Raw genomic sequence first — 21,697 nt, 5'->3', positions numbered from 1 at the left:
CCGGCATTGGGTTTTCTACAGCCGGACGAAGTACCGTTAACCCGTGCTCAAAACTGCCCTGAAGCCGCGCTGGATCGCCGGCCTGCTTTTCGCCCTAGCAATCTCAACGGTCTTTGTGCTGTTGAGCCAATGGCAGTTCTCCAGCGCCGAATCGGAGAAGGCCACGGATCCGGAAGCCACGGAAACCGTCCGGCCGCTGACCGATGCGTTCGTTCCGGGCAAGCCCATGTATGAGACCGAAGCCGATCAGATGGTCTCCATGACCGGCTCCTTCGACCCGGACAAAACCGTGCTCGTTGACGAGCGGCTCCAGGACGGCGAGCAGGGCTACTGGGTGGTGACCGCGTTCCAGGTCGACGGCGCCCCCGGGGACGCCTACATTCCCGTGGTCCGCGGATGGGTTGAGGATCCCGGGGATGCCGTGCCCGCGCAGGCCGGAACAGCCGCCGTCGTCGGACGCCTGCTGCCGTCCGAGGCGCCGCTGCCCGAACCGCATGAGAACGGGATCCTTCCCTCGCTCTCCGCCGCCGAACTGATCAATATCTGGGACGTCACCTCATACTCCGCGTTCGTTACCGCCGAAGAGATCACGGTGGACGGCGCCGCCCCCGACTCCGGTGACATGCAGACCGTGACGGTGGCCGGCCAGCCGGAGGAAACCCCGGTCAACTGGCTGAACATTTTCTACGCCCTTGAATGGATCATCTTCGCGGGCTTCTCCGTCTTCCTCTGGTGGCGGCTGGTCGCCGACGAGTACCGCCGCAGCCTCGAAGAGGACGAGTACGAAGACGACTATGAAGACGGCTACGACGAGGCAACCGAACCCGATACCGAACATCCCAGCAGCGAGGTAACCAAGTGAGCGATTCCACCAGCACCGCCAAGGCACCGAGGAAAAAGAAGCGCCGGTTTGGCGGCACCCATGCGCAGATCCGCTCGGCGCTGACCTTCTACAAGGTCTTCGCCTACGTCACCGGCTTCCTGCTGCTGGCCCTGGTGGTGCAGATGATCGTCAAGTACGGCTTCGGCACCGAGGTTATTGTGGGCGGCGTCAATCTGTCCGTGGGTGTCCTGATCCTGCACGGCTGGATCTACGTGGTGTACCTGCTGGCTGACTTCCGCCTGTGGCAGCTGATGCGGTGGCCGTTCTCCAAATTCATCATCCTGGCACTGGGCGGCTGTGTGCCCTTCCTCTCCTTTATTGTCGAGGGCCGCGTGCACAAGCAGGTAGTAGCGGAGCTGGAAGCCCATCCTGAAGCGGCGAAGCGCTACTAAGCGAAGGCTGGCGCCTGCGGGTCCCGCCGCAGGCGTCTTGAACCGGGTGTGCACGGCCGGTGGCGGGACGACTATCCTTGGAACGTGACTAATCCCGCGACTGACCCCATTGAAGAGCGGCCCGTCCTCGTTGTGGACTACGGAGCGCAGTACGCCCAGCTAATTGCCCGCCGGGTGCGCGAAGCAGACGTTTACTCCGAGGTGGTTCCCCACACCTACAGCACTGAGCAGCTGCTGGCGAAGAACCCGGCTGCCATTATCCTTTCCGGCGGACCTTCCAGCGTGTACGCCGAAGGTGCCCCCAAGGTCCACACGGATCTGTTTGAGGCCGGCGTGCCGGTACTCGGCATCTGCTACGGCTTCCAGGCCATGGCCGCCGCCCTCGGCGGCAAGGTAGCCAAGACCGGCCTGCGGGAGTACGGATCCACCGACGCACGCGTCGTCGGCGGCGCCCGTTCCATCCTGGAGGGAACTCCGGATGAACAGAACACCTGGATGAGCCATGGCGACAGCGTGCAGGAAGCCCCTGAAGGCTTCGATGTGCTGGCCAGCACCGCAGGAGCGCCCGTTGCCGCCTTCGCCAACGAGGAAAAGGGCCTCTACGGCGTCCAGTGGCACCCCGAGGTTAAGCACTCAGCGCACGGCCAGGCCGTCCTGGAGAACTTCCTGTTCAAGGGCGCCCGGATTGAACGCAGCTGGACCACCGGCAACATTGTCGAAGAGCAGGTTGCCCGCATCCGTGCCCAGGTGGGTTCCTCCCGGGTCATCTGCGGGCTCTCCGGCGGGGTGGACTCCGCTGTTGCTGCAGCACTGGTGCAGCGCGCGGTGGGCGACCAGCTGACCTGTGTCTTCGTTGACCACGGACTGCTGCGCGAGGGCGAAGCGGAACAGGTTGAACGCGACTTCGTGGCGGCGACCGGCGTCAACCTGTACGTTGCCAACGAGCAGGAACGTTTCCTCAGCGCCCTGGCCGGCGTCTCGGACCCGGAAACCAAGCGCAAAATCATCGGCCGTGAATTCATCCGTGCCTTTGAGGAAGCAGAGCGGGCCATCATGGCCAAGGCTGAAGCAGAGGGTGAGCCCATCCGCTTCCTGGTCCAGGGCACCCTGTACCCGGACGTTGTGGAATCCGGCGGTGGTGAAGGCGCAGCCAACATCAAGAGCCACCACAACGTGGGCGGCCTGCCCGAGGACATGAAGTTCGAACTCGTGGAGCCGCTCCGGGCGCTCTTCAAGGACGAGGTCCGCGCAGTCGGTGCCGAGCTGGGCCTGCCGGCCGAAATTGTCGGCCGCCAGCCCTTCCCCGGCCCCGGACTCGGAATCCGCATTGTCGGCGAGGTCAACCAGGAACGCCTGGACCTGCTGCGCCGCGCCGACGCGATTGCCCGGGCCGAGCTGACCGCAGCAGGCCTGGACGACGAAGTCTGGCAGATGCCGGTGGTCCTGCTGGCCGATGTCCGCAGCGTGGGCGTCCAGGGTGACGGCCGGACCTACGGACACCCCATTGTGCTCCGCCCGGTGTCCAGCGAGGACGCCATGACGGCCGACTGGTCACGCCTGCCGTACGATCTGCTGGCCCGGATTTCCAACCGGATCACCAACGAGGTGGATGGAATCAACCGCGTGGTGCTGGACGTAACCAGCAAGCCGCCGGGAACAATCGAGTGGGAATAGCGTAAGGATAAAGGGGACGGCCGTTTCGGCCGTCCCCTTTGCCGTTCCCCGCGTTGCTATGTTCGGGAAACCGGGTCCGACGCGATAGTTTTGAACGTATGCCAATTTGGTCAAAAACGCGCGGAAGTGCAGAAAAGAGGGCACTAGTGTCTGAGCAGAATACCGGGGAGAATCCCTCGGACTTCCTGCTGCCGTGGCTGGGACAATTGGGACAGCACGCCGGAACGGACACCCTGCTGCATTTCACCCCGTCCGCTGCCAACAGCATTGACCTCACGCACGCGCATCCCTCCGGCCTGGCCCAGCTGCTCGCCGGTCGCCGGACGAGGCTCTCCACCCTGCTGCGTGATCCGGACCAGTACGGCGCCGCGATGAAGGCCGGGCGCCTGCTCCGCGCCAAAATCTACGAACTCGGCACCGACCGCGGCATCGACGTCGGCTACATTGCTGCCGGGACCGCGTCCTGGCGCTACGCCTCGGATGAGGCACTGCGCCCCGAGTCGCTGACTGCCCCCGTCCTGCTCACCCCGGTGGCCCTCACCGTCCACGCATCCCAGGACGACTATGAGCTTCAGCTGACCGAAAAGGCCGCGCTCAACCCGGCCCTGGTCCGCCATCTGCAGCAGGAGCAGGGTCTGGAGATCGACGTCGATGCCCTGACCCGGCTGGCCTACGGCACCGCCCGCTTCGACCCGCACCCGGTGCTGGAGAAGCTCCGCGCCGTCACCGGCAGCGTGCGCGGCATCAACATCGAACACCGCCTGCTGGTATCCACCTTCGCCGACCTCGCCGACCTCTCAGAGGATCCCGCACTGGATCCCGCCCATCCGATCCTCCGCGCCCTGATCGATGCCGCCCGTGACGGTTCGGCCGAACCTCCGGCCGCCCGGGCCCTGGACCTGCCGCCGCTGGATGACCGGGACCCGGCGGATGAACTGCTGATCCTGGATGCGGACCGGCAGCAGCAGGAAGTGCTGGATCTCATCAACGCCGGGCAGTCCCTGGTGGTTTCCGCCCCCGCGGGCACCGGACAGACCCAGACGGCGCTGAACGCCGTCGCGTCGCTGGCCAATGCCGGCAAATCCGTGCTGGTGGTAGCTGAACGCCGCGGCACCCTGAACCAGTTCGTCTCTGAACTTGACGCCCTGCAGCTTGGCTCGCTTGTGCTGCAGGTCAACGCCGGGCTCACCCGCCAGCAGCTCAAGGACCAGCTGGTCCGGGCCATTGTCCGGAACGAAAAGGCGAAGGCACCCGAACTGGCCGGCCTGCACAAAGTCCTGCAGGAGAACCGCCACCAGCTGCGGGACCATGTTAAGAGCCTGCACAACGTCCGCCGGCGGTGGGGATGCTCGCCGTACCAGGCCATGCAGTCCCTGGCTGAACTGACGTCCATGAATCCTGCCCCGGCCACGACCGTGCGGCTCAAGCGCAGCGTCCTGGACAGCATTACCGACCGCACCGAGCTCACCGGACGGCTGCGCCGGGCCGCCGAGCTGGGCAGTTTCAGCCGTGCCGCTACCACCAGTCCCTGGTACGGTGCCAAGCTGCTGAACCGCAAGGAAACCGAGGAAGCCTACGCGCTTACCCAGACCCTTGCCACCGACCTGCCCGCCCTGCGTGCCAAGGTGCAGGACGTGGCGGAACACTCGCAGATCCGCCTGGGCGAAACATTCGCCCAGTGGGGCGAGCAGCTGGAACTGCTGGTGGCTGTCCGGGAAAGCCTGGATAAGTTCACGCCGGACATTTTCGACCGCCCCGTGACCGACCTGATTTCGGCCACCGCGTCCTCCTCCTGGCGGCGTGAACGCGGCATCGACATGAGCTCCATGACCCGCTCCCGGCTGCGCCGCGTGGCCAAGGAATACATCCGCCCCGGGGTGCACATCTCCGATCTGCATGCGTCCCTCCTCGAGGTGCAGCAGCAGCGGGCCACCTGGACGCGGTATGCCACCACACAGCGCCACCCTTCGGTTCCCACGGGACTGGCCGAGATCAACCGCTCCTACCTGTTGGTGAAGCGGCAGCTGGACACCCTGACGGACATCCTGACTGAAACGCCGCTGCACCCGGATCTCGCGTCACTGCCGCTGGATGAACTGGAAAAGCAGCTGAGCCAGCTGGCAGGGGACCGCGAAACGCTTGAAACGCTGCCTGAGCGGACCCTGCTCCTGGACGAGATGCGTGCCCAGGGCCTGGGTGAGCTGCTTGATGACCTGAGCGAGCGCGAGGTACAGCCGCGCCACGTGGGCTACGAGCTGGAACTGGCCTGGTGGCAGTCCGCACTGGAAGCCATGATCAGCGGCGATGACTACCTGGCCATGTCCGACGGCAACAGCCTGCGCCGGCTCGAAGCCGAATACCGGCTTGCCGACAACGCCCACATTGCTTCCGGCAGCTCCCGTCTGCGCTGGAGCCTGGCCTCGCGCTGGAGCTCCGGCGTCGAGAAATCCAAAGCCGCCGCCCAGGATCTGCGCGAGCTGATCAAGGACGGCGAGCTTTCCCTGGCCAGCCTGTGCCAACAGTCCGAGGAACTGGTTTCCGCACTGCTGCCGGTATGGGCCGCGAGCCCGCTGGTGCTGCCCATGGTCCTGCCCGAAGGCCGGCGCTTTGACACTGTGGTGCTGCTGGATGCCGAATCGACCAGCCTGCAGTCGGCGGTTCCGGCACTGGCCCGTGCCGGGCAGGTTGTCGCCTTCGGTGATTCCCGTTTGGGGGGTCCGCGGCCGTTCACCATCGGGGTGGAACCGGCCGGTGCGCAGGGGCAGAACACTGAACTGCCCAGTGCCTTTGAGGCCTTGGAACGTGTCCTGCCGACGCGCAGCCTCTCCACCGTGTACCGCGGAACCGACAAGGCCCTGCTGAAACAGCTGAGCGACTCCTTCTACGGCGGACGCCTGTCCATGGTGCCTGGCGCTGATGAGGTGGCCAACGGCCACCGGTCCCTCTCCGTGGAATACCTAGCGGACGGCACGGGGATGCCCAGCGCCGACCATGAAGGCGTGGAAAGCGTTGCCGCCGAGGTGAACCGTGTCGTGGACCTGGTCTTTGAACACATTCGGCGCCGCCCGCACCAGTCCCTGGGCGTCATCACGGCCAGTCCCCGCCATGCAGTGCGGGTGGCCGAGGCCATCCGCGTACAGATGGCGAATTTCCCCTGGGCAGCGGACTTCTTTACTGCCAAGGCCGAGTCCTTCCGGGTGGTCCCGGTGGACCGCGCCGTGGGTATGGTGCGCGACTGCGTCATCTTCTCCCTCGGTTTCGGACGCACCCCGCACGGCCGGGCACTGCACAACTTCGGCCCGCTTTCGGCGCCGGACGGACGCAAGAAATTCGTGACCGCCATGACGCGCGCCCGCTACAAACAGCACGTGCTGACCTGCTTCCAGCCCGCTGACCTGGACAGAACCCGCCTGGGCTACGGAGCGCTGGATTTCTACGAGCTCATCCGGCGCGAACTTGATCCTGCGGCAGCCGCTGCGGAGGCCTCCAAGGCAGCGGTGGAAACCCCCACCGCCGGCGGCATCATGGACGAAGACCCGCTGGTGGCCGATCTGGTGGGCAGGCTGCGTGAGCGCGGCGCCAAGGTCTGGGACCACTACGACGGCGCCATTGACATAGTTGCCGCTGCCCCCGGGAACGGTGATCCCGCCGGATCGATTCCGCTGGCCATCGAATCAGACGGAACCGAACGGTACCGTGCCATGTCGGTGCGTGAACGCAGCCGGCTGCGCCCGCAGCTGCTCGAACGCCGCGGCTGGAGGTACATGCCGTTGTGGACCATTGAGGTGTTCAGCGACCCGTCCGCCTGCGCGGATCTGGTGAGCCGGTACCTCAACCTGCCCGATTCCGCGGCTGTGGAAACCGGCCCCCGGGCAGGAGCCGGTGCTAAGGCTGACGGAACGCCGGAGACGGCTGCAGCACCGAACGATTCAACCGCCCGGCACGGCCGGCAGGTCACGGTAACCCCGCACGGAAGCAGCCGCATGCGCGAACGGAGGTCCGGGTCCCTCCCCGAGCGCAGCGAAGGAGAGTGAGCATGACCGGGACAGACAACAAGGAGCCGGAGCGCCGGGCGTATACGTCGCCGGAGTACCGGGTGGATGCGCCGGCTGGAGAGACCGGGCCGGCGGAGTCAAATGAGCCCGCGGCGCCCGGCAAACGTTCGGAGGGTGGCGCAGCCACGGACGACGCCGACTCTGCGGAGGCTGCCGAAGCCGTGAAAGGCAGTGCTCCACAGGCCGATGCGGCGCAGCAGGGCGGGCGGCCCAGGGTTGCACCGCCGGTACGCAAACGCGGAAACCGCCGCGCCGGGTCACCCGGCCCGGCCGGGCTGCTGCCGGGGAAGGCCAAAGAGGATGATCCCCGTGTGTGGGGCGACAGTCCGGAAGACAGAGATTCCTGGCTCCTGGAGCAGCGCCCGCCGCACTGGGGCTAGCCGAACCGGAGCGGTGCCGGTGGTCATTCTTCGGTGAGCACCAGATAGATGCTCCCGGCACCAGAGGCCGCGGTGAGCCGGGCGGCATTGTCGCGGCTGGCCGCAACCACCACCAGCCCGTCACCTCCGGTCGCCGGCCAGCCGCCGCCGGTATCCGTCCCGGAAACCCAGAGCACGGGCACGGACGTGGCAAGGACCTCTGCACCTGAGCTCCGCCCGGCGTCTTCCGGCACCCCTGCCGGATCTGCTCCGGTAACCACATTAACGAGTTGCCCCGGTCCAAGCAGGTCCAATACCGAGGGGTCCGCGGGGCGCAGCGGAATGGCAACGGTCCCCGGCGGAGTTCCGGCCAGCAGTCCCGAACCGGCCAGCGAAACATCTGTCACCGGGCTGCCCTGCAGCAAGGGTGTGGCCAGGCGCCGGCCCAGGAGATCCTCGGCACGGTCGTAGGCCCCCGGAGGCACGGAGCCGGCGGGAGTCCGGACGGTTTGCAGGGAAGTGTTGTCCAGCACGGCACCGACGGGCAGGTCCCGCGAAGCACTCACCACAACCACATGCTCGGTCTCCGGGGGTACCAGTGCCTGGACCGTGCATCCGATGGCTGCGCAGCAGGCCAGGGCAGCAAGAATACGGCGGTGGCGGGTGAGGAACCGCCGCAGCCGTGCGGCCGGGATGTGGCCCGGAGCGGAAAGGGTGCGGGAAAGCGTGCGGAAGCGGGGGCGCATGTCGCCAGATTAGGACGGTCCGTGGCGCTGGTTTCCTAGTGTCCCGGTCCCGGGGGATCGGACCGCCCATGCCGTGCCCGGAAAACCACTATGTGGAGGACGGGTCCGGGCAGGTTGCGCGGCGGGGACCCGGACGCCCCGGGTGCCGCATCCCCGCTGCGGCATGGAGACCTCAGGCGGAGGTGCCGGCGGATCCTGCCGTGGCCGGGGCTGAACCGCTGCCGCTCTCGGCCTTGGCGGCAGGCTTCGCTGCATCGGCCTTGGCGGAGTCATTCTTGGAGGCTGCCGCCGGTACGGTGGAGGCGGCATCCCGGGAGTCAGTGCGGTAGAAGCCGGAACCCTTGAAAACAACTCCGACGCTGTTGAATTTCTTGCGAAGGCGGCCGCCGCATTCGGGGCAGACGGTCAGGGAATCCTCGCTGAACGACTGCTGGATGTCGAATGAATGGGTGCAGTCCTTGCAGGCATACGCGTACGTGGGCACTCTGTAACTCCTCCTTGGCACTCTATGGCCTTGAGTGCTAAGTATACATGCGCTTAGCGGGCAGTTCATGCCAGCCGGAGGGGGTCAGGACGCCATCCACGGGTGCATCCAGGGGAGTGGTTTCGAAACGTCCGGCGGGCACAAATTCGTGGTCATACACCACCGCCACCGCCGGGGTGGCGTTGCCGCATGCCCGCAACCGGGCGAGGAACCGGTCATAGTACCCGCCGCCCTTACCCATCCGGCCGCCGGCGTCATCGGCCGCGAGGGCGGGCACAAGGATCAGGCCAAGGCCGGGCAGGTCGGTTGCCGTATAGCGTGCTCCTGCCGGTTCCAGCAGGGAGTCAAAAAGCCCCGGCGCCATCTCGACGCCGGGGGTCCAGTAGCTCCAGGACAGGCGGCGGTCAGGTTCGCATATCGGGACCACCACCCGGTAGCCCGCGTCCGTGAGGGCGGTCAGCAGGCCGGCCGTGCCGGGTTCACCGCCCACCGAGAGATACCCGGCCACCGTTGCACCCGCGGGCAGCATGCCCGCCACGGCAGTCATGCCCTCTTTAGCCAGTGCCTCAGCTGCGTGCCGGCGATCGGCGTCGGTCAGGTCGCGGCGGGACTGCAGGAACTCTGCACGGGCCTGGATCTTGCTCATTTGGTGCATACGGACCATTGTCCCAATACCTCCGCGTATTTGGTGCAAATGAAGCACACTTAGGTACTCTTACCACTATGACGACAGCACGCCCCACCGTAACCAAAGCCGTAATCCCCGCCGCAGGCCTGGGTACACGCTTCCTGCCAGCCACGAAGGCGATGCCGAAGGAAATGCTCCCGGTTGTGGATAAGCCTGCAATCCAGTACGTGGTTGAGGAAGCCGTAAACGCCGGCATGCCGGACATTCTTATGATCACCGGACGCAACAAGCGTTCCCTGGAAGACCATTTTGACCGCGTTCCGTTTATTGAAAAAACGCTGGAAGACAAGGGTGACCTGGAAAAGCTCGCCATGGTGCGCGCTGCGTCCGAACTCGGTGAGATCCACTACCTCCGGCAGGGAGATCCCAAGGGGCTGGGACACGCCGTGCTGCGTGCCAAGCTGCATGTGGGTGATGAGCCGTTCGCCGTTCTGCTCGGTGATGACCTGATCGACGCCCGCGACCCCCTGCTTGAGAAGATGGTGGAAGTCCAGGCCAAGACCGGCGGCTCCGTCATTGCCCTGATCGAGGTGGATCCGGAACAGATCAGCGCTTACGGCTGCGCCGACATCTCCGTTGTTGAGGGCGAGGACTACGTGCGGGTGAACAAGCTCGTCGAAAAGCCCGACGTTGATGAAGCGCCGTCCAACCTGGCCGTGATCGGCCGGTACGTGCTGCACCCGGCTGTCTTTGATGTGCTTGAGGAAACCGGACCCGGCCGCGGCGGGGAAATCCAGCTGACGGATGCCCTGCAGACCCTGGCTGCAGCCGACGGTGAAGGATCCGGCGTCTACGGTGTGGTGTTCCGCGGCCGCCGGTATGACACCGGAGACAAGATGAGCTACCTCAAAGCCGTGGTGACCCTCGCCTCCGAGCGCGAAGACCTGGGCCCGGGCCTGCGCGAGTGGCTGAAGGACTTCACCGGTAGCCTCGAAGGCTAACTGCCGTGTGGGGCTCGGCCGTGTGGCCGGTGACGCTTGAGAGTGACGACGTCATTCTGCGGCCGATCCGGCTCCGGGACAGGCGGGAATGGACCGAGGTCCGTTCCCGCAATGCCGGCTGGGTAGGGCCCTGGGAAGCCACCAATCCGCTGCGCGGCGGAGCGCCGCCGACGTACGCGGATATGGTCCGCAGCCTGAACCGCCAGGCACGCCAGGACTCGGCCCTGCCGTTCGTGATTACCGAGCGGCAGGATCCGGGCCGGGTCCCGCCGATCGTGGGGCAACTGACCGTATCCACCATTGTCTGGGGATCCGCGCGGATGGCGACCCTTGGTTACTGGGTGGACCAGGCCCGTGCCGGGCGCGGAATAGTGCCCACGGCTGTAGCCCTCGCCACCGATTACTGCTTTTCGGAGCTGGGGCTGCACCGGATGGAAATCAACATCCGTCCGGAGAACCGTCCGAGCCTGCGGGTAGTGGAAAAGCTGGGTTTCCGGGATGAAGGGATGCGCCTGAAATACCTGCACATCAACGGGGAATGGGCGGATCACCGCAGTTTCGCCCTGACTGCGGAAGAGGTCCCGGAAGGGCTGTTGAACCGCTGGATGTCGCGGCGGGCCCGTTAGGCAACTTTTTTCACATCCGACACGCCGACACACCGGCTCCAATACGCGGGCGGCAGGCCGGAAGCTTCTACCGTCGTAGGTGTGGACTTCCCTCTGAACAGCTCTCTCAACAGCTCGCTTGTGCTGGCACTCGCCGTTGCGCTGTGGCTGCTGTGGGTTGGTCCCTATATCTTCCGGCGCGCAGCCGTGCAGTCCGCCGCTCCCACGTCCTCTACCGCCAATCATCCGCCCGCTTCCCCGGACAAGGGGTCCCAGAGGAACACTATGTACAACACGAGCACTACACCCAGCGGGGGCGGGTCTACACAGTCTTATGCAGGCAGGCCCGGCGGCCAGACTCCGCCCGCTGCCTTCCGCATCCGCAAGGGCCGGGTTGCCTTGGCGCTTACCGGCCTGCTGGCCCTTGTCACCGTGCTGGTCGGAGGGGTCCTCGCCGCGGCCACCGCGGTTTCCTGGCTGATTCCCGCAGCAGGCCTGGCGGCGGCGGCCGCTTCAGTGATCGGATTGCGCAGCCTCGCGCTCCGGGACCGGCGGCGCCGGGTACAGAACGCCTTCCGGGACGCCATGGGGCCGGACCTTCAGCACCGGACCGGGTTCGTTTCCCCGGCGGACCAGGTGCTCGGGGAGCCGGAGGAAGCCGCCCCGGCAGCGCCGCCGCAGCCGCTTCGCGAGACGGTCCTGTTCGATCTGCAGGCCGCACCGGCACCGGACGCCATTGTGGATGCCGTGCCGGCAGCCCTCACCACCCCGCCGGCGGAGGCTAAGGAGCCCGAAGCCCCAAAGGCACCGGTGCTGCCGCCCAAGACCGGCAGCACCCCGTGGGAGCCGGTAGAGGTGCCGAAGCCCGTTTACGTTGACGCGCCCAAGGCCCCCCGCCCCGCACCCGAACCGATTGTCCTGCCGGAGCCTCCGCGGCCGATGACCAAGACCCCGCTTCGCCCCGGCGCCGTGCCTGCGGTTCCCTCGGCGCAGGAACGCCCGGAGACCGGCAAGATCAACCTCGACGACGTTCTGCAGCGCCGCCGGGCCTAGAAGCCCGCGGACTTTCCGGCTGCCGGATGGTGACCGAGCATACCGCTCCCGGGCGCGCCGCCGATGTGGTGTCCGTCCTCGCCGGTGCCGCCATGCGTGGCCCACTGCAGGACCTGTTGAAGCCCCGCGGCCTGCGGCTGGAACGCTGGCAGCACCTGCGCACCCACCACAGGCCCGGGGGATCAGTCTCGGCGCTCTACCGGGTTCATTGCCGGACGGCCGCACCGACGTCCTCCGGCACCGGGCCGGACGTTCCTGCCTCTGCAGCGCTGGTACTGCATATCGGCGCTACCACCGCGGACGCGGCGGCCTGGCCGGACGGACCGCACACGGCCTCCGCCCGCATTGCCGGACTCCGGCTGCGGATGTGGATCCATCCCCACGATCCCGCCCTGCCGGGGTTGCCCTGGGCCACGGATGCCCCAGCGGTGGGCCGGGACGCCTTTGCCTCCGCCGAACCGGCGCGTCTGCACCTGCTTGCCTACCGGCCACTGCGCCGAGCCGTGGTGCAGGTGGAGCACCCCCGCGGCAGCGCCTACCTGAAACTGCTTCCCGAAGAACAGCTGCCCGCCCTGCGCCGGCGGCACCTTCTGCTCGAGACCGCCGGAGTTCCGGCCCCGCGGCTGCTCGCGGCACCTGAAGCCACGGCCCGGGGTGTGCTGATGCTCAGTGCCCTGCCCGGCGCCTCCCTTTTCCGGCTGCTGGTGGAGGACGGAGCCGCCGGAGTAGCACCCGAGCAGTTTCTCGAGCTGCTGGATACCCTCCCCGTGCAGGCTGCAGAGCTGCCCCGGCGACGGTCCTGGGCCGAAGGTGCCCACGGTTACGCAGCGGCAGCCGCGGCGGTGCTGCCTGATGAAGCGGTCCGTATCCGTGCACTGGCAGCCGGGGTGCAGGAGGCACTCGAATCCACGCCGGCCGGACCCGTGGTGCCCGTGCACGGCGACTTCCACGAGGGCAACCTGCTGATGACGGGCACCAGGGTCAGCGGCCTGCTCGACGTCGATGCCCTCGGTCCCGGACACCGGGTGGATGATCTGGCGTGCCTGATCGGCCACCTGGCGGTGCTGGCTGCTGCCAACCCCTCACGGCCCCACTTGGACCATGCCCTGCAGGAGTACCGGCGGGTGTTCGAAACCGCAGTTGACCCGGCGGCGCTGCATGCCAGGGCTGCCGGCGTGGTGCTCTCGCTCGTTGCCGGGGCGCGCGGCGGTCACCGCGGTGCACGCGTCCACAGTGCCAGGCTGCGGCTGGGAACCGCTCAGCGCCTGCTCCGCGCCGCCTCGGAGTAGCGTGATCCCGCCGTCACTCGACGGTCGGGACAAGCTTTTCCAACAGCGGCTCGGTGCGATAAGGAATATGTTCGTGGAGGGCCAGGACGGTCTCGGTACGGATGACGCCCTTGAGCCGCAGAACCGAACGCAGGGCCTGCTGCAGTTGCTGGGTGTCCGTGGCCGTGACCCGGCACCAGACGTCCCCCCGGCCCGAGATCTCGTGGACCTCCAGCACCTGGGGGAGGGTGCGCAGCCCCGAGATCACGCCGTCGAGCTCCCGGTGGGTTACCTCGATGGTGACGAAGGCCTGCACATCGTAGCCCAGCTGCGCCAGATCGACTTCGCGTCCGGCAGTGCGGATAACGCCGGCGCGGAGCAGGTGCCGCACGTGGCTCTGCGCGGTGTTGCGGGCCACGCCCAGTCTCTCGCTCAGGTCGCTGATCTGGGCCCGGGGATCCCTTACCAGTTCCAGCAGCAGGCGGCGGTCCAGTGCGTCCAGATTGGCCATTTAGCGCATCTCCTGTCAGTGGGGAGCGAGCATATTGAGCGGATTGGTCAAAAGAACACTCTAATGTGTTCTCCGTGCAGTGCGACACCCCATCCTGTAGGAGCATTAGCTACAAATAGGATGGAAGTACCAGTTGACAGTGCTCAGTGAGCTGCGTATGCAGCCCGCCGCCCGGACCACGCGGAAGGAATGGGACGCCGCCATACGTCCCCGGCTCATCCTTACGCTCGCCGTGATGTCCACCCTGCTTATTGGCGCCAATCTGGCCACCCCGCTGTATCCGCTGCTGGGTGCTTCGCTGGGTCTGTCCTATTTTGGCGTCACGCTGGCATTCGCCTCGTACGTGCTGGTGTTGGTGGCTGGCCTGCTGCTGGTGGGGCACTGGTCGGATTACATCGGCCGCCGCGCCGCCCTCGTGGTCGCCGGTGTGGTGTCCCTGGCCGGCGGGCTGATCTTCGGCACCGCCACCGACGTCGGGGCGCTGATGATAGGCCGTGCGCTGCAAGGCGCTTCCGTGGCACTGGCCACCGGAGCGAGCTCGGCCGCGCTGCGCGAGCTGCTGCCGCACCGGCCCGAATGGGCCACCCGCTTCACCCTGCTGGTCTCGGCCGGTGGTGTGGCTGCCGGTCCGGTGATTGGCGGACTGCTTTCGCTGCTCCCGGCACCCACTCTGACGCCGTTCCTGATCCACTCCGCGGTGCTGGCGGGTCTGCTGGTGCCGCTGTGCCTGCTCAAGGCCCGCCCCGCCATCTCCCTGACGGAGGGAAGGCCGCTGGCCATGCTGCGGCCGCGCAAGCCCGCTGTCTCCCACCGTGCCCGCACCCAGTTCTGGGTGGCTTCTGCCACCGGGTTCCTCAGTTTTGCCGCTTTCGGTTTCTGCCTGTCGCTGGCGCCCTCGTATTTTTCGGACATTGCCGGCACCACCTGGCGGCCGGCCATCGGCCTGCTGGCGGCCCTCGCCCTTGGTGCCTCTGCGGTCAGCCAGCTGACCGGCATCCGGGGCCGCTACACCGCGCCGGCCGGCCTGGCCCTGATGGGCACCGGAATCGCCCTCATCCCGGTGGCAGGCGCCACGGGCAGCCTGGCCCTGCTGGTCGCCGCCTGCCTGCTGGCCGGGTTCGGCCAGGGCATGGCTTTCCGGGTGGTCTTCAACGAGGTGGCCGCGGCAGTGGAAGCCTCCGAGCATGCCCGGATCATCAGCACCGTTTACGTCATCACCTATCTGGGCAGCGCCCTGCCCGTGCTGGGCCTGGGCGCCGCGGGTGCCCTCTGGGGGCTGGGGCCGTCCGTGGCCTGGTTCTCCGGCCTCATCACTGCAGCCTGCCTGTTCCTGGCCGTCCTCAGCCTGGTCCGGGCCCGGCGCCGCAGCATCTCCGCCTAGGGCTGAGTGCCGGTACGCCGGCCCGCTGCGGGAAGTAGGCTGGACGGATGCATGCATTTTCCACTCCCGCACCGGAGGGCCCAGGGTCAGAGGGAACAGGACCACAGGGAACAGGACCGGAGGGAACCGTCGGGGCAGGTCCCGGATCCGACGCCATCGGTTTGGACATCGGCGGTACCAAAACCCACGGCATCCGTCTGCGGAACGGTGCCGTCATCGCTGAAGCGGTCGCCGGCAGCGCCAACGTCCAGAACGTGTCCGTGGAAGCGGCCCGGGCCTCGCTGGCGGACGTCTTCACCCGGCTCGGCACCCGCGGGGTAACCCGCGTGATTGCCGGCTCGGGCGGAGTGGACACGGAACAGGACGCCGCTGCCCTGCGCGCGCTGATCTCCACGCACGTGCCCGACGCCGCCGTCGACGTCGTCCACGACACGCGGCTGATCCTCGCCGCCGGATCGGCCTCGGAGGGCATCGCCGTCATTGCCGGCACCGGGTCGGTGGCCTGGGGAACCAATGCGGCCGGACGCCAGGCCCGCTCCGGCGGCTGGGGCTACCTGCTGGGAGATGAAGGCAGCGGGTACTGGATAGGACGCGAAGCCGTCCGGCACTCCCTGCGCCTGAACAATCTGGGCCGGGAACCGGATGCCCTGAGCACCGCCCTGCTGCAGGCTGTGGACCTGAGTAACCCCACTGAACTGATCGGGCTGTTCCACGGCGGCACCGACCGCCGGTACTGGGCAGGCAAGGCGGGACTGGTGTTCGAGGCGGCCAGGGCCGGCAGCCCCGCAGCCACTGACATAGTGCACACGGCAGCGGAGCATCTGGCCGGGCTGACCACCGACGTGGCCCGGCTCCTGAAAATCTCCGGACCGGTGGTGGTCGGCGGCGGGCTGGGCATGCACCAGCCCCTGTTCCAGGACCTGCTGCGGACCCGGCTGAACGCAGCGGGACTGGCAGATGTCCGGTACCTGAACCAGGACCCCGTCCTCGGTACGGCGTATCTTCTCGGCACGGAGCGGGCCGGACATGGCAGCTGACTTCGATGTCCGGGTGGGCGCATACGCAGTGATTATCCGCGACGGTGAACTACTCCTGGCGCACTGGAACCAGTTCGGCAATTCACGCTGGACGCTTCCGGGCGGCGGGCTCGAACTCGGCGAGGACGCGCCCGCCGCGGCTGTCCGCGAAGTCCGGGAGGAAACCGGCTTCGAGGTCCGTCTTGGCGCCCTGCTGGGGGTGGACAGCCATTTCATTCCGCCCGGGCGCCGGATGCGCGGGGAACCCCGGCTGCTGCACGGCCTGCGCATCATTTACGCCGCGGAAATTACCGGCGGAGCACTGCGCCACGAAACGGGCGGCAGCACCGATCAGGCCGCCTGGTTTCCGCTGGAGGAGGTCGCCTCCCTGGACCGGACCGAGCTGGTGGATGCCGGACTTCGCCTGTTCGGGAGCCCCGGCGCACACAGCGGTCCCGGCACCAGAGCAGGTTAGCCGCCGGCACCTGTTTCACCCCGCGGAACGCAGCACACGTATCCATTACCGAGACGCATCCTGCTGGACTAGCGCGGCAGCCGTGAAATACCGTGATCCTTCACGGCACGTCGCGACCTGCCAGTGCACCGGCATCCCTCACGGAAGGCACGCAGCATGACCCCGCCGCCAGACCCTGCATTCAACCACGAAGCCCCCGCCACCGGCAGGCCCGCCACCGCGGTCCGCCCCGGGCAGGAGGCAGCGACACCCATGATCCGATTCCGGTCCGTCACCAAAACCTACGGCGACGCCGCCCCGGCGGTGAAGGACCTGAACCTGGACATTGAGCGCGGGTCAGTGACCGTTTTCGTTGGCCCGTCCGGCTGCGGCAAAACGACGTCGCTGCGCATGATCAACCGGATGGTCGAGCCCAGCTCCGGCTCCATCGAGGTGGACGGCCGGGACATCGCCCAGGGCCCCGCTGCGCAGCTCCGGCGGTCCATGGGCTACGTGATGCAGTCCTCCGGCCTGCTGCCGCACCGGACGGTGCTGGACAACGTGGCCACCGTGCCGCGGCTGAACGGCACCTCCCGGCGCGAGGCGAGGCTCCGGGCCGCGGAACTGCTCGACGTCGTCGGGCTGGCCTCCACGCTGGGCAACCGGTACCCCGCACAGCTCTCCGGCGGCCAGCAGCAGCGGGTGGGCGTGGCCAGGGCGCTGGCCGCGGACCCGCCGGTGCTGCTAATGGATGAGCCCTTCAGCGCCGTGGACCCGGTGGTGCGGCACGAACTCCAGCAGGAACTGCTCCGGCTGCAGCAGGACCTGTCCAAAACCATAGTGTTTGTCACCCACGACATTGACGAGGCCACCATCCTGGGGGACAAGGTGGCCGTTTTCGCCACCGGCGGGCGCCTGGCCCAGTACGCGGCCCCCGAAGAGATCCTGCGCGCTCCGGTGGATGACTTTGTCGCCGGATTCGTGGGACGCGACCGCGGCTTCCGGCATTTGTCCTTCCAGGACGGCGGCAGCGTGCCCGTCCATCCCGTGCAGCTGCTCCGCGCCGATCAGCTGGCCGATCCCGCCGTGAACGTCACCGACGGCTGGGCGTTGTGTGTGGACGCCGACGGCGCCCCGCTGGGCTGGGTGCCCGCCACGGCCCGCCGCTCGATCACCGGCACCGGGTCGCTGATCCCGGGCGGATCGTTGTATCCGGAAGGCGAGAGCCTGCGCCGCGCACTGGACGCTGCCCTGTCCTCGCCGTCGGGGCTGGGTGTGGCCGTGGACGCCGGGGGCCGGGTCACCGGCGTCGTCCGCCCTGCTGAAATCCTGGCGCTGATCGAAGCGGCCCGGGTGCAGCGGAGCGGAGCCTGAAATGGAGTGGTTCCTTTCCCATATCGATGACGTGCTGCGGCTGAGCGGACTGCACCTGTACCAGTCGGTGGTGCCGCTGGTGATCGGCGTGCTGATTGCCGTGCCCGCGGCGCAGCTGGTGCGCGGGCGCCGGAAGATCCGCACCTTCGTGCTGTCCGCCGGCTCCCTGCTCTACACCATCCCCTCGCTGGCGCTGTTCGTTACCCTGCCCGCGATCCTGGGCACGCGCATCCTGGACCTGGCCAACATCATTGTTGCCCTTACCATTTACGCCGTTGCCCTGATGCTGCGCGTAGCGGTGGATGCCTTCGATTCAGTGGACGACGGCGTCCGGCAGGCTGCGGTAGCCATGGGGTACCGCCCGTTCCGCCGCTTCCTCACCGTTGACCTGCCCCTGTCGGTGCCGGTCCTCATCGCCGGGCTGCGCGTTGTCTCGGTCAGCAACATTTCCATGGTGAGTGTGGGCGCCCTGATCGGGGTCCAGAACCTGGGCTTCTTCTTCAGCGACGGCCTCCGGCGGAACTTCGTCACCGAGATTGTGGTGGGCATCCTCGCGACCCTCGTCCTCGCCTTCCTGATGGACCTGATCCTGGTGCTGCTTCAGCGCTTCCTGACACCGTGGATGCGTGCTGCCGGCGGCACGGGCAGGCGACGGAAGCGAAGCGGACGCCCGGACGGGAGCGGGAGCCCCGCACCGGCGTCGTCGTCCCGGCCCGCCTCGCTCGACGCAGCCCCTGATGCCGCGCTGAAGGGGGCCTGACCATGTCCGTGAATCCGTCCCTGCGACTGCCCCTCACCGACTACACCAGCACCAACGCCCTTGGCCAGGGCTGGGAGTGGCTGACCGACCCTGCCAACTGGAGCGGTGCCGCCGGAATCCCGGTACGGACCCTGGAACACCTGCAGTACACGGGCCTGGCCCTGCTGATAGCCGCGGCCATCGCCATCCCGGTGGGCCTGCTGATAGGGCATACCGGCCGCGGCCAGGTGACCGTGGTGGCGCTCTCAGGCCTGCTGCGGGCCCTGCCAACGCTGGGCATGCTTACCCTGTTTGTGCTCCTGGCGGGCCTGGGCCTGATGCCGCCCATCTGGGCACTGGTGCTGCTGGCGGTTCCACCGCTGCTCGCCGGCACCTACGCCGGAGTGGCCGCCGTGGACCGCAGCGTGGTGGATGCCGCCCGCAGCCTGGGGATGACCGAAGCCCGGATCCTGTTCACGGTGGAGCTGCCCAACGGCATGCGGGTGCTGCTGGGCGGGCTGCGCGGCGCGACCCTGCAGGTGGTGGCCACTGCAGCGGTGGTGGCCACCATCAACCTTGGCGGGCTGGGCCGCTACCTGATCGACGGACTGGCTGTGGGCGACTACGGCCGGGTGTTCGGCGGGGCGGTCATTATCGCCCTGCTGGCCCTGGCAGTGGACGCCGTTATTGCCCTGGCCTCGCACTTTTTGATCCCCAAAGGACTCGGGCGCCGGCAGGCGTCCGGCACATCGACCGGCAGCGGAGTTCCCGCGGCCGGCGCACAAGGAGGAAAACCATGATGCAGCACGCGAGCCGGAATCCCCGGCGGAAGGCCCTGGCGGTCCTCGCCGGCGGGATGGCACTGGCCCTGGCCGGCTGCAGCGGAGGAGGCGATCCGCTGGAGAATGAAAGCGCTCCGGCCGCCTCCGGCAGCAGCAGCGAGCAGACGCTGGTGGTGGGGTCCGCGGACTTCCCGGAAAGCAGCACCATTGCCGAGATCTATGCCGGCGCCCTGAACGCTGCCGGTGTTCCGGCGGAGACGCGGCTCGGGATCGGGTCCCGGGAAGTGTACATCCCGGCCTTGGAAGACGGCTCGATTGACCTGATCCCCGAATACACCGGCGCACTGCTGGTGGAGGTGGACCCGGAAACCGCTCTGGTGGATCCCGGCGAAATTGTCGATGCACTGGGGGAGAAGCTGCCGGAAAACCTGGTGGTTCTTGAACCGTCGGATGCCCAGGACAAGGACGCCATGGTGGTCACTGCGGCCACTGCCGAAAAGTACCAGCTGGAGACCGTGGAGGACCTGGCCGAGGTGTGCGGGGAACTTACCCTCGGCGCACCGGCCGAGTTCGCCGAGCGCACCCAGGGCCTGGCCGGGCTGAAGGAGAAGTATGGCTGCGAGTTCAAGGAATTCACTGCCATCGGTGACAGCGGGGGACCGCTGACGGTCGATGCCCTGATCAACGACGACGTGCAGGTGGCCGATATCTACACCACCAGCCCCGCCATCGAGGAAAACGGCCTGGTGGTCCTGGAAGACCCGAAGCAGAACTGGCCTGCCCAGCAGGTCATCCCCCTGATTGCCGATGACCGGGTCAGCGAGGAAGCACGCGAGGTCCTGAACAGTGTTTCAGCCCAGCTGACCACTGAGGACCTGATTGCCCTGAACCAGGCCGTCAGTGGCGACCAGAAACTGGATCCGAGCGAAGCAGCGCAGGACTGGCTGGAGGAAAAGGGCCTCGCCTGAGCCCCGGCCGGTTCCCCGGTGCGCATCCGGCACCCCCGCAGTGACACATACGCTGCGGGGGTGCTGCGCTATGGCATCCTAAAGAAATGGCAGAATTCAAGCAGTCGCACAAACTCCATAACGTCCTCTATGACATCCGCGGACCGCTGCTGGAACACGCGCAGCGCATGGAGGCGGCCGGCCACCGCATCCTGAAACTGAACATCGGCAACCCCGCCCCGTTCGGCTTTGAGGCACCCGAGGCCATTCTGGTGGACATGATGCGCCACCTGCCCAAGGCACAGGGGTACAGCGATTCCCGCGGCATCTTCTCCGCCCGCACTGCCGTGGTGCAGTACTACCAGGGCCGGGGTATCAACAACATCGACGTCGATGACGTTTACCTGGGAAACGGCGTCAGCGAACTCATTACGCTGTCCCTGCAGGCGCTGCTGAACAACGGCGACGAGATCCTCGTGCCCGCCCCCGACTACCCGCTCTGGACGGCGTCGGTCTCCCTGGCCGGCGGTACAGCCGTGCACTACATGTGCGATGAATCGGAGCACTGGTGGCCCGATGTGGATGACATCGCAGCGAAGATCACCGACCGGACCAAGGGCATTGTGCTGATCAACCCGAACAACCCCACGGGTGCGGTCTACCCCGAACACGTGGTGAAGTCGATCGTTGAACTGGCACGCAAGCACGGCCTGATCATCTTCTCGGATGAAATCTACGAAAAGATCGTCTACGACGACGCCGTGCACATCAACTCCGCCTCCCTCACGGGGGATGACGTCCTCTGCCTGACCTTCAGCGGCCTGTCCAAGGCGTACCGGATTGCCGGCTACCGCAGCGGCTGGATGGCCATCTCCGGCCCCAAGCAGGATGCCGCGGACTACATCGAGGGCATCAACCTGCTGGCGAACATGCGGCTGTGCGCCAACGTTCCCGCCCAGCACGCCATCCAGACCGCCCTCGGCGGCTACCAGAGCATCAATGACCTGATCCTGCCCGGCGGCCGGCTGCGCGCCCAGCGGGACAAGGCCTACCAGATGCTCAACGACATTCCCGGGGTCAGCTGCGAACTGGCCCAGGGTGCCCTGTACCTGTTCCCGCGGCTCGATCCGGATGTTTACCCCATCAAGGATGACGAGCAGTTTGCCCTGGACCTGCTCAAGCAGCAGAAAATCCTGATTTCCGTGGGCACGGCCTTCAACTGGGTACGGCCGGACCATTTCCGCATGGTGTTCCTGCCCAGCGTGGAGGACATCGAGGATGCCATGACGCGCTTGGGCGAGTTCCTCGCCGGGTACCGGAAGTAGCTGGTTTCCGGGCGTGACGA

General features: G+C 67.2%; 21 protein-coding genes. 17 read left to right on the top strand and 4 right to left on the bottom strand.

The genetic code is table 11. From position 1 onward, the window contains the following. The first annotated feature begins 43 nt into the window (after positions 1-43). The 5 genes from MUK71_RS12355 to MUK71_RS12335 all read left to right on the top strand — a co-directional run bounded on the left by MUK71_RS12355 (position 44) and on the right by MUK71_RS12335 (position 7,384). Positions 44-862, top strand: a complete 819-nt coding sequence (locus MUK71_RS12355; RefSeq protein ID WP_227903752.1) for an SURF1 family protein — start codon at positions 44-46, stop codon at positions 860-862. Further along, entirely contained in the window at positions 859-1,275 is a 417-nt protein-coding gene (locus tag MUK71_RS12350) for a DUF3817 domain-containing protein (protein WP_227903749.1), read from the top strand. The genes MUK71_RS12355 and MUK71_RS12350 overlap by 4 nt, the downstream gene beginning before the upstream one ends. Positions 1,276-1,359: 84 nt before the next feature. Further along, complete coding sequence (gene guaA, locus MUK71_RS12345; protein WP_227928824.1) at positions 1,360-2,949, top strand: glutamine-hydrolyzing GMP synthase; 1,590 nt, start codon at positions 1,360-1,362, stop codon at positions 2,947-2,949. Positions 2,950-3,047: 98 nt separating this feature from the next. Further along, positions 3,048-6,983: a DUF4011 domain-containing protein gene (locus MUK71_RS12340; RefSeq protein WP_227903746.1), complete on the top strand. Its 3,936-nt coding sequence runs from the start codon at positions 3,048-3,050 to the stop codon at positions 6,981-6,983. Positions 6,984-6,985: 2 nt separating this feature from the next. Further along, entirely contained in the window at positions 6,986-7,384 is a 399-nt protein-coding gene (locus MUK71_RS12335) for a hypothetical protein (protein ID WP_227903745.1), read from the top strand. A 23-nt stretch (positions 7,385-7,407) separates the two neighbouring features. On the opposite strand, the gene cpaB is transcribed toward MUK71_RS12335, so the two are convergent. From cpaB to MUK71_RS12320, 3 genes are all read right to left on the bottom strand, one after another. Next, positions 7,408-8,109, bottom strand: a complete 702-nt coding sequence (gene cpaB / locus MUK71_RS12330) for a Flp pilus assembly protein CpaB (protein ID WP_227903743.1) — start codon at positions 8,107-8,109, stop codon at positions 7,408-7,410. Between the two features lie 172 nt (positions 8,110-8,281). Further along, positions 8,282-8,593 carry an FmdB family zinc ribbon protein gene (locus tag MUK71_RS12325; RefSeq protein ID WP_227903741.1) on the bottom strand — a complete coding sequence of 104 codons (312 nt, stop codon included), beginning with the start codon at positions 8,591-8,593 and terminating at the stop codon, positions 8,282-8,284. A 37-nt stretch (positions 8,594-8,630) separates the two neighbouring features. Continuing rightward, entirely contained in the window at positions 8,631-9,239 is a 609-nt protein-coding gene (locus MUK71_RS12320) for a 5-formyltetrahydrofolate cyclo-ligase (RefSeq protein ID WP_227903739.1), read from the bottom strand. A gap of 77 nt (positions 9,240-9,316) precedes the next feature. Between MUK71_RS12320 and galU the strand changes: the two genes are divergently transcribed. The 4 genes from galU (at position 9,317) to MUK71_RS12300 (ending at position 13,169) form a co-directional block, all read left to right on the top strand. Next, a complete protein-coding gene (gene galU, locus MUK71_RS12315; protein WP_227903737.1) occupies positions 9,317-10,222 on the top strand; it encodes a UTP--glucose-1-phosphate uridylyltransferase GalU in 906 nt (301 codons plus the stop codon). A gap of 5 nt (positions 10,223-10,227) precedes the next feature. Continuing rightward, positions 10,228-10,848, top strand: coding sequence for a GNAT family N-acetyltransferase (locus MUK71_RS12310; RefSeq protein ID WP_227903732.1), 621 nt, complete (start codon positions 10,228-10,230; stop codon positions 10,846-10,848). A gap of 264 nt (positions 10,849-11,112) precedes the next feature. Next, positions 11,113-11,880 carry a hypothetical protein gene (locus tag MUK71_RS12305; RefSeq protein ID WP_227928825.1) on the top strand — a complete coding sequence of 256 codons (768 nt, stop codon included), beginning with the start codon at positions 11,113-11,115 and terminating at the stop codon, positions 11,878-11,880. Positions 11,881-11,909: 29 nt separating this feature from the next. Then, entirely contained in the window at positions 11,910-13,169 is a 1,260-nt protein-coding gene (locus MUK71_RS12300; RefSeq protein ID WP_244802776.1) for an aminoglycoside phosphotransferase family protein, read from the top strand. Positions 13,170-13,182: 13 nt separating this feature from the next. Here MUK71_RS12300 and MUK71_RS12295 read toward each other — a convergent pair whose 3' ends face one another. Then, on the bottom strand, positions 13,183-13,659 hold the full coding sequence (locus MUK71_RS12295) for an Lrp/AsnC family transcriptional regulator (protein WP_227903728.1): 477 nt from the start codon (positions 13,657-13,659) through the stop codon (positions 13,183-13,185). 133 nt (positions 13,660-13,792) lie between these two features. Here MUK71_RS12295 and MUK71_RS12290 point away from each other — a divergent pair, with 133 nt between their 5' ends. From MUK71_RS12290 to MUK71_RS12255, 8 genes are all read left to right on the top strand, one after another. Next, positions 13,793-15,040, top strand: a complete 1,248-nt coding sequence (locus MUK71_RS12290; protein WP_227928827.1) for an MFS transporter — start codon at positions 13,793-13,795, stop codon at positions 15,038-15,040. Between the two features lie 47 nt (positions 15,041-15,087). Further along, the gene (locus MUK71_RS12285; RefSeq protein ID WP_227928828.1) at positions 15,088-16,077 is read left to right on the top strand and encodes an N-acetylglucosamine kinase; all 990 of its coding nucleotides are present in this window, start codon (positions 15,088-15,090) and stop codon (positions 16,075-16,077) included. Further along, positions 16,067-16,531 (top strand): NUDIX hydrolase, encoded by a 465-nt coding sequence (locus MUK71_RS12280; protein WP_227928829.1) that lies wholly within the window; start codon positions 16,067-16,069, stop codon positions 16,529-16,531. The genes MUK71_RS12285 and MUK71_RS12280 overlap by 11 nt, the downstream gene beginning before the upstream one ends. Positions 16,532-16,783: 252 nt before the next feature. Next, entirely contained in the window at positions 16,784-17,884 is a 1,101-nt protein-coding gene (locus tag MUK71_RS12275; protein WP_227928849.1) for an ABC transporter ATP-binding protein, read from the top strand. A 1-nt stretch (position 17,885) separates the two neighbouring features. After that, positions 17,886-18,644, top strand: a complete 759-nt coding sequence (locus MUK71_RS12270) for an ABC transporter permease (RefSeq protein ID WP_227928830.1) — start codon at positions 17,886-17,888, stop codon at positions 18,642-18,644. A gap of 2 nt (positions 18,645-18,646) precedes the next feature. Further along, positions 18,647-19,423, top strand: a complete 777-nt coding sequence (locus tag MUK71_RS12265) for an ABC transporter permease (RefSeq protein WP_227903720.1) — start codon at positions 18,647-18,649, stop codon at positions 19,421-19,423. Beyond that, on the top strand, positions 19,420-20,373 hold the full coding sequence (locus tag MUK71_RS12260; RefSeq protein ID WP_227903718.1) for an ABC transporter substrate-binding protein: 954 nt from the start codon (positions 19,420-19,422) through the stop codon (positions 20,371-20,373). Before MUK71_RS12265 ends, MUK71_RS12260 begins: the two co-directional genes overlap by 4 nt. Positions 20,374-20,459: 86 nt before the next feature. Further along, positions 20,460-21,677: a pyridoxal phosphate-dependent aminotransferase gene (locus tag MUK71_RS12255; protein WP_227903717.1), complete on the top strand. Its 1,218-nt coding sequence runs from the start codon at positions 20,460-20,462 to the stop codon at positions 21,675-21,677. Positions 21,678-21,697: the final 20 nt, after the last annotated feature.

The sequence above is a fragment of the Arthrobacter zhangbolii genome, from assembly GCF_022869865.1.
Classification (GTDB): Bacteria; Actinomycetota; Actinomycetes; order Actinomycetales; family Micrococcaceae; genus Arthrobacter_B; species Arthrobacter_B zhangbolii.
This window is presented reverse-complemented; position numbering and strand designations above follow the sequence as displayed.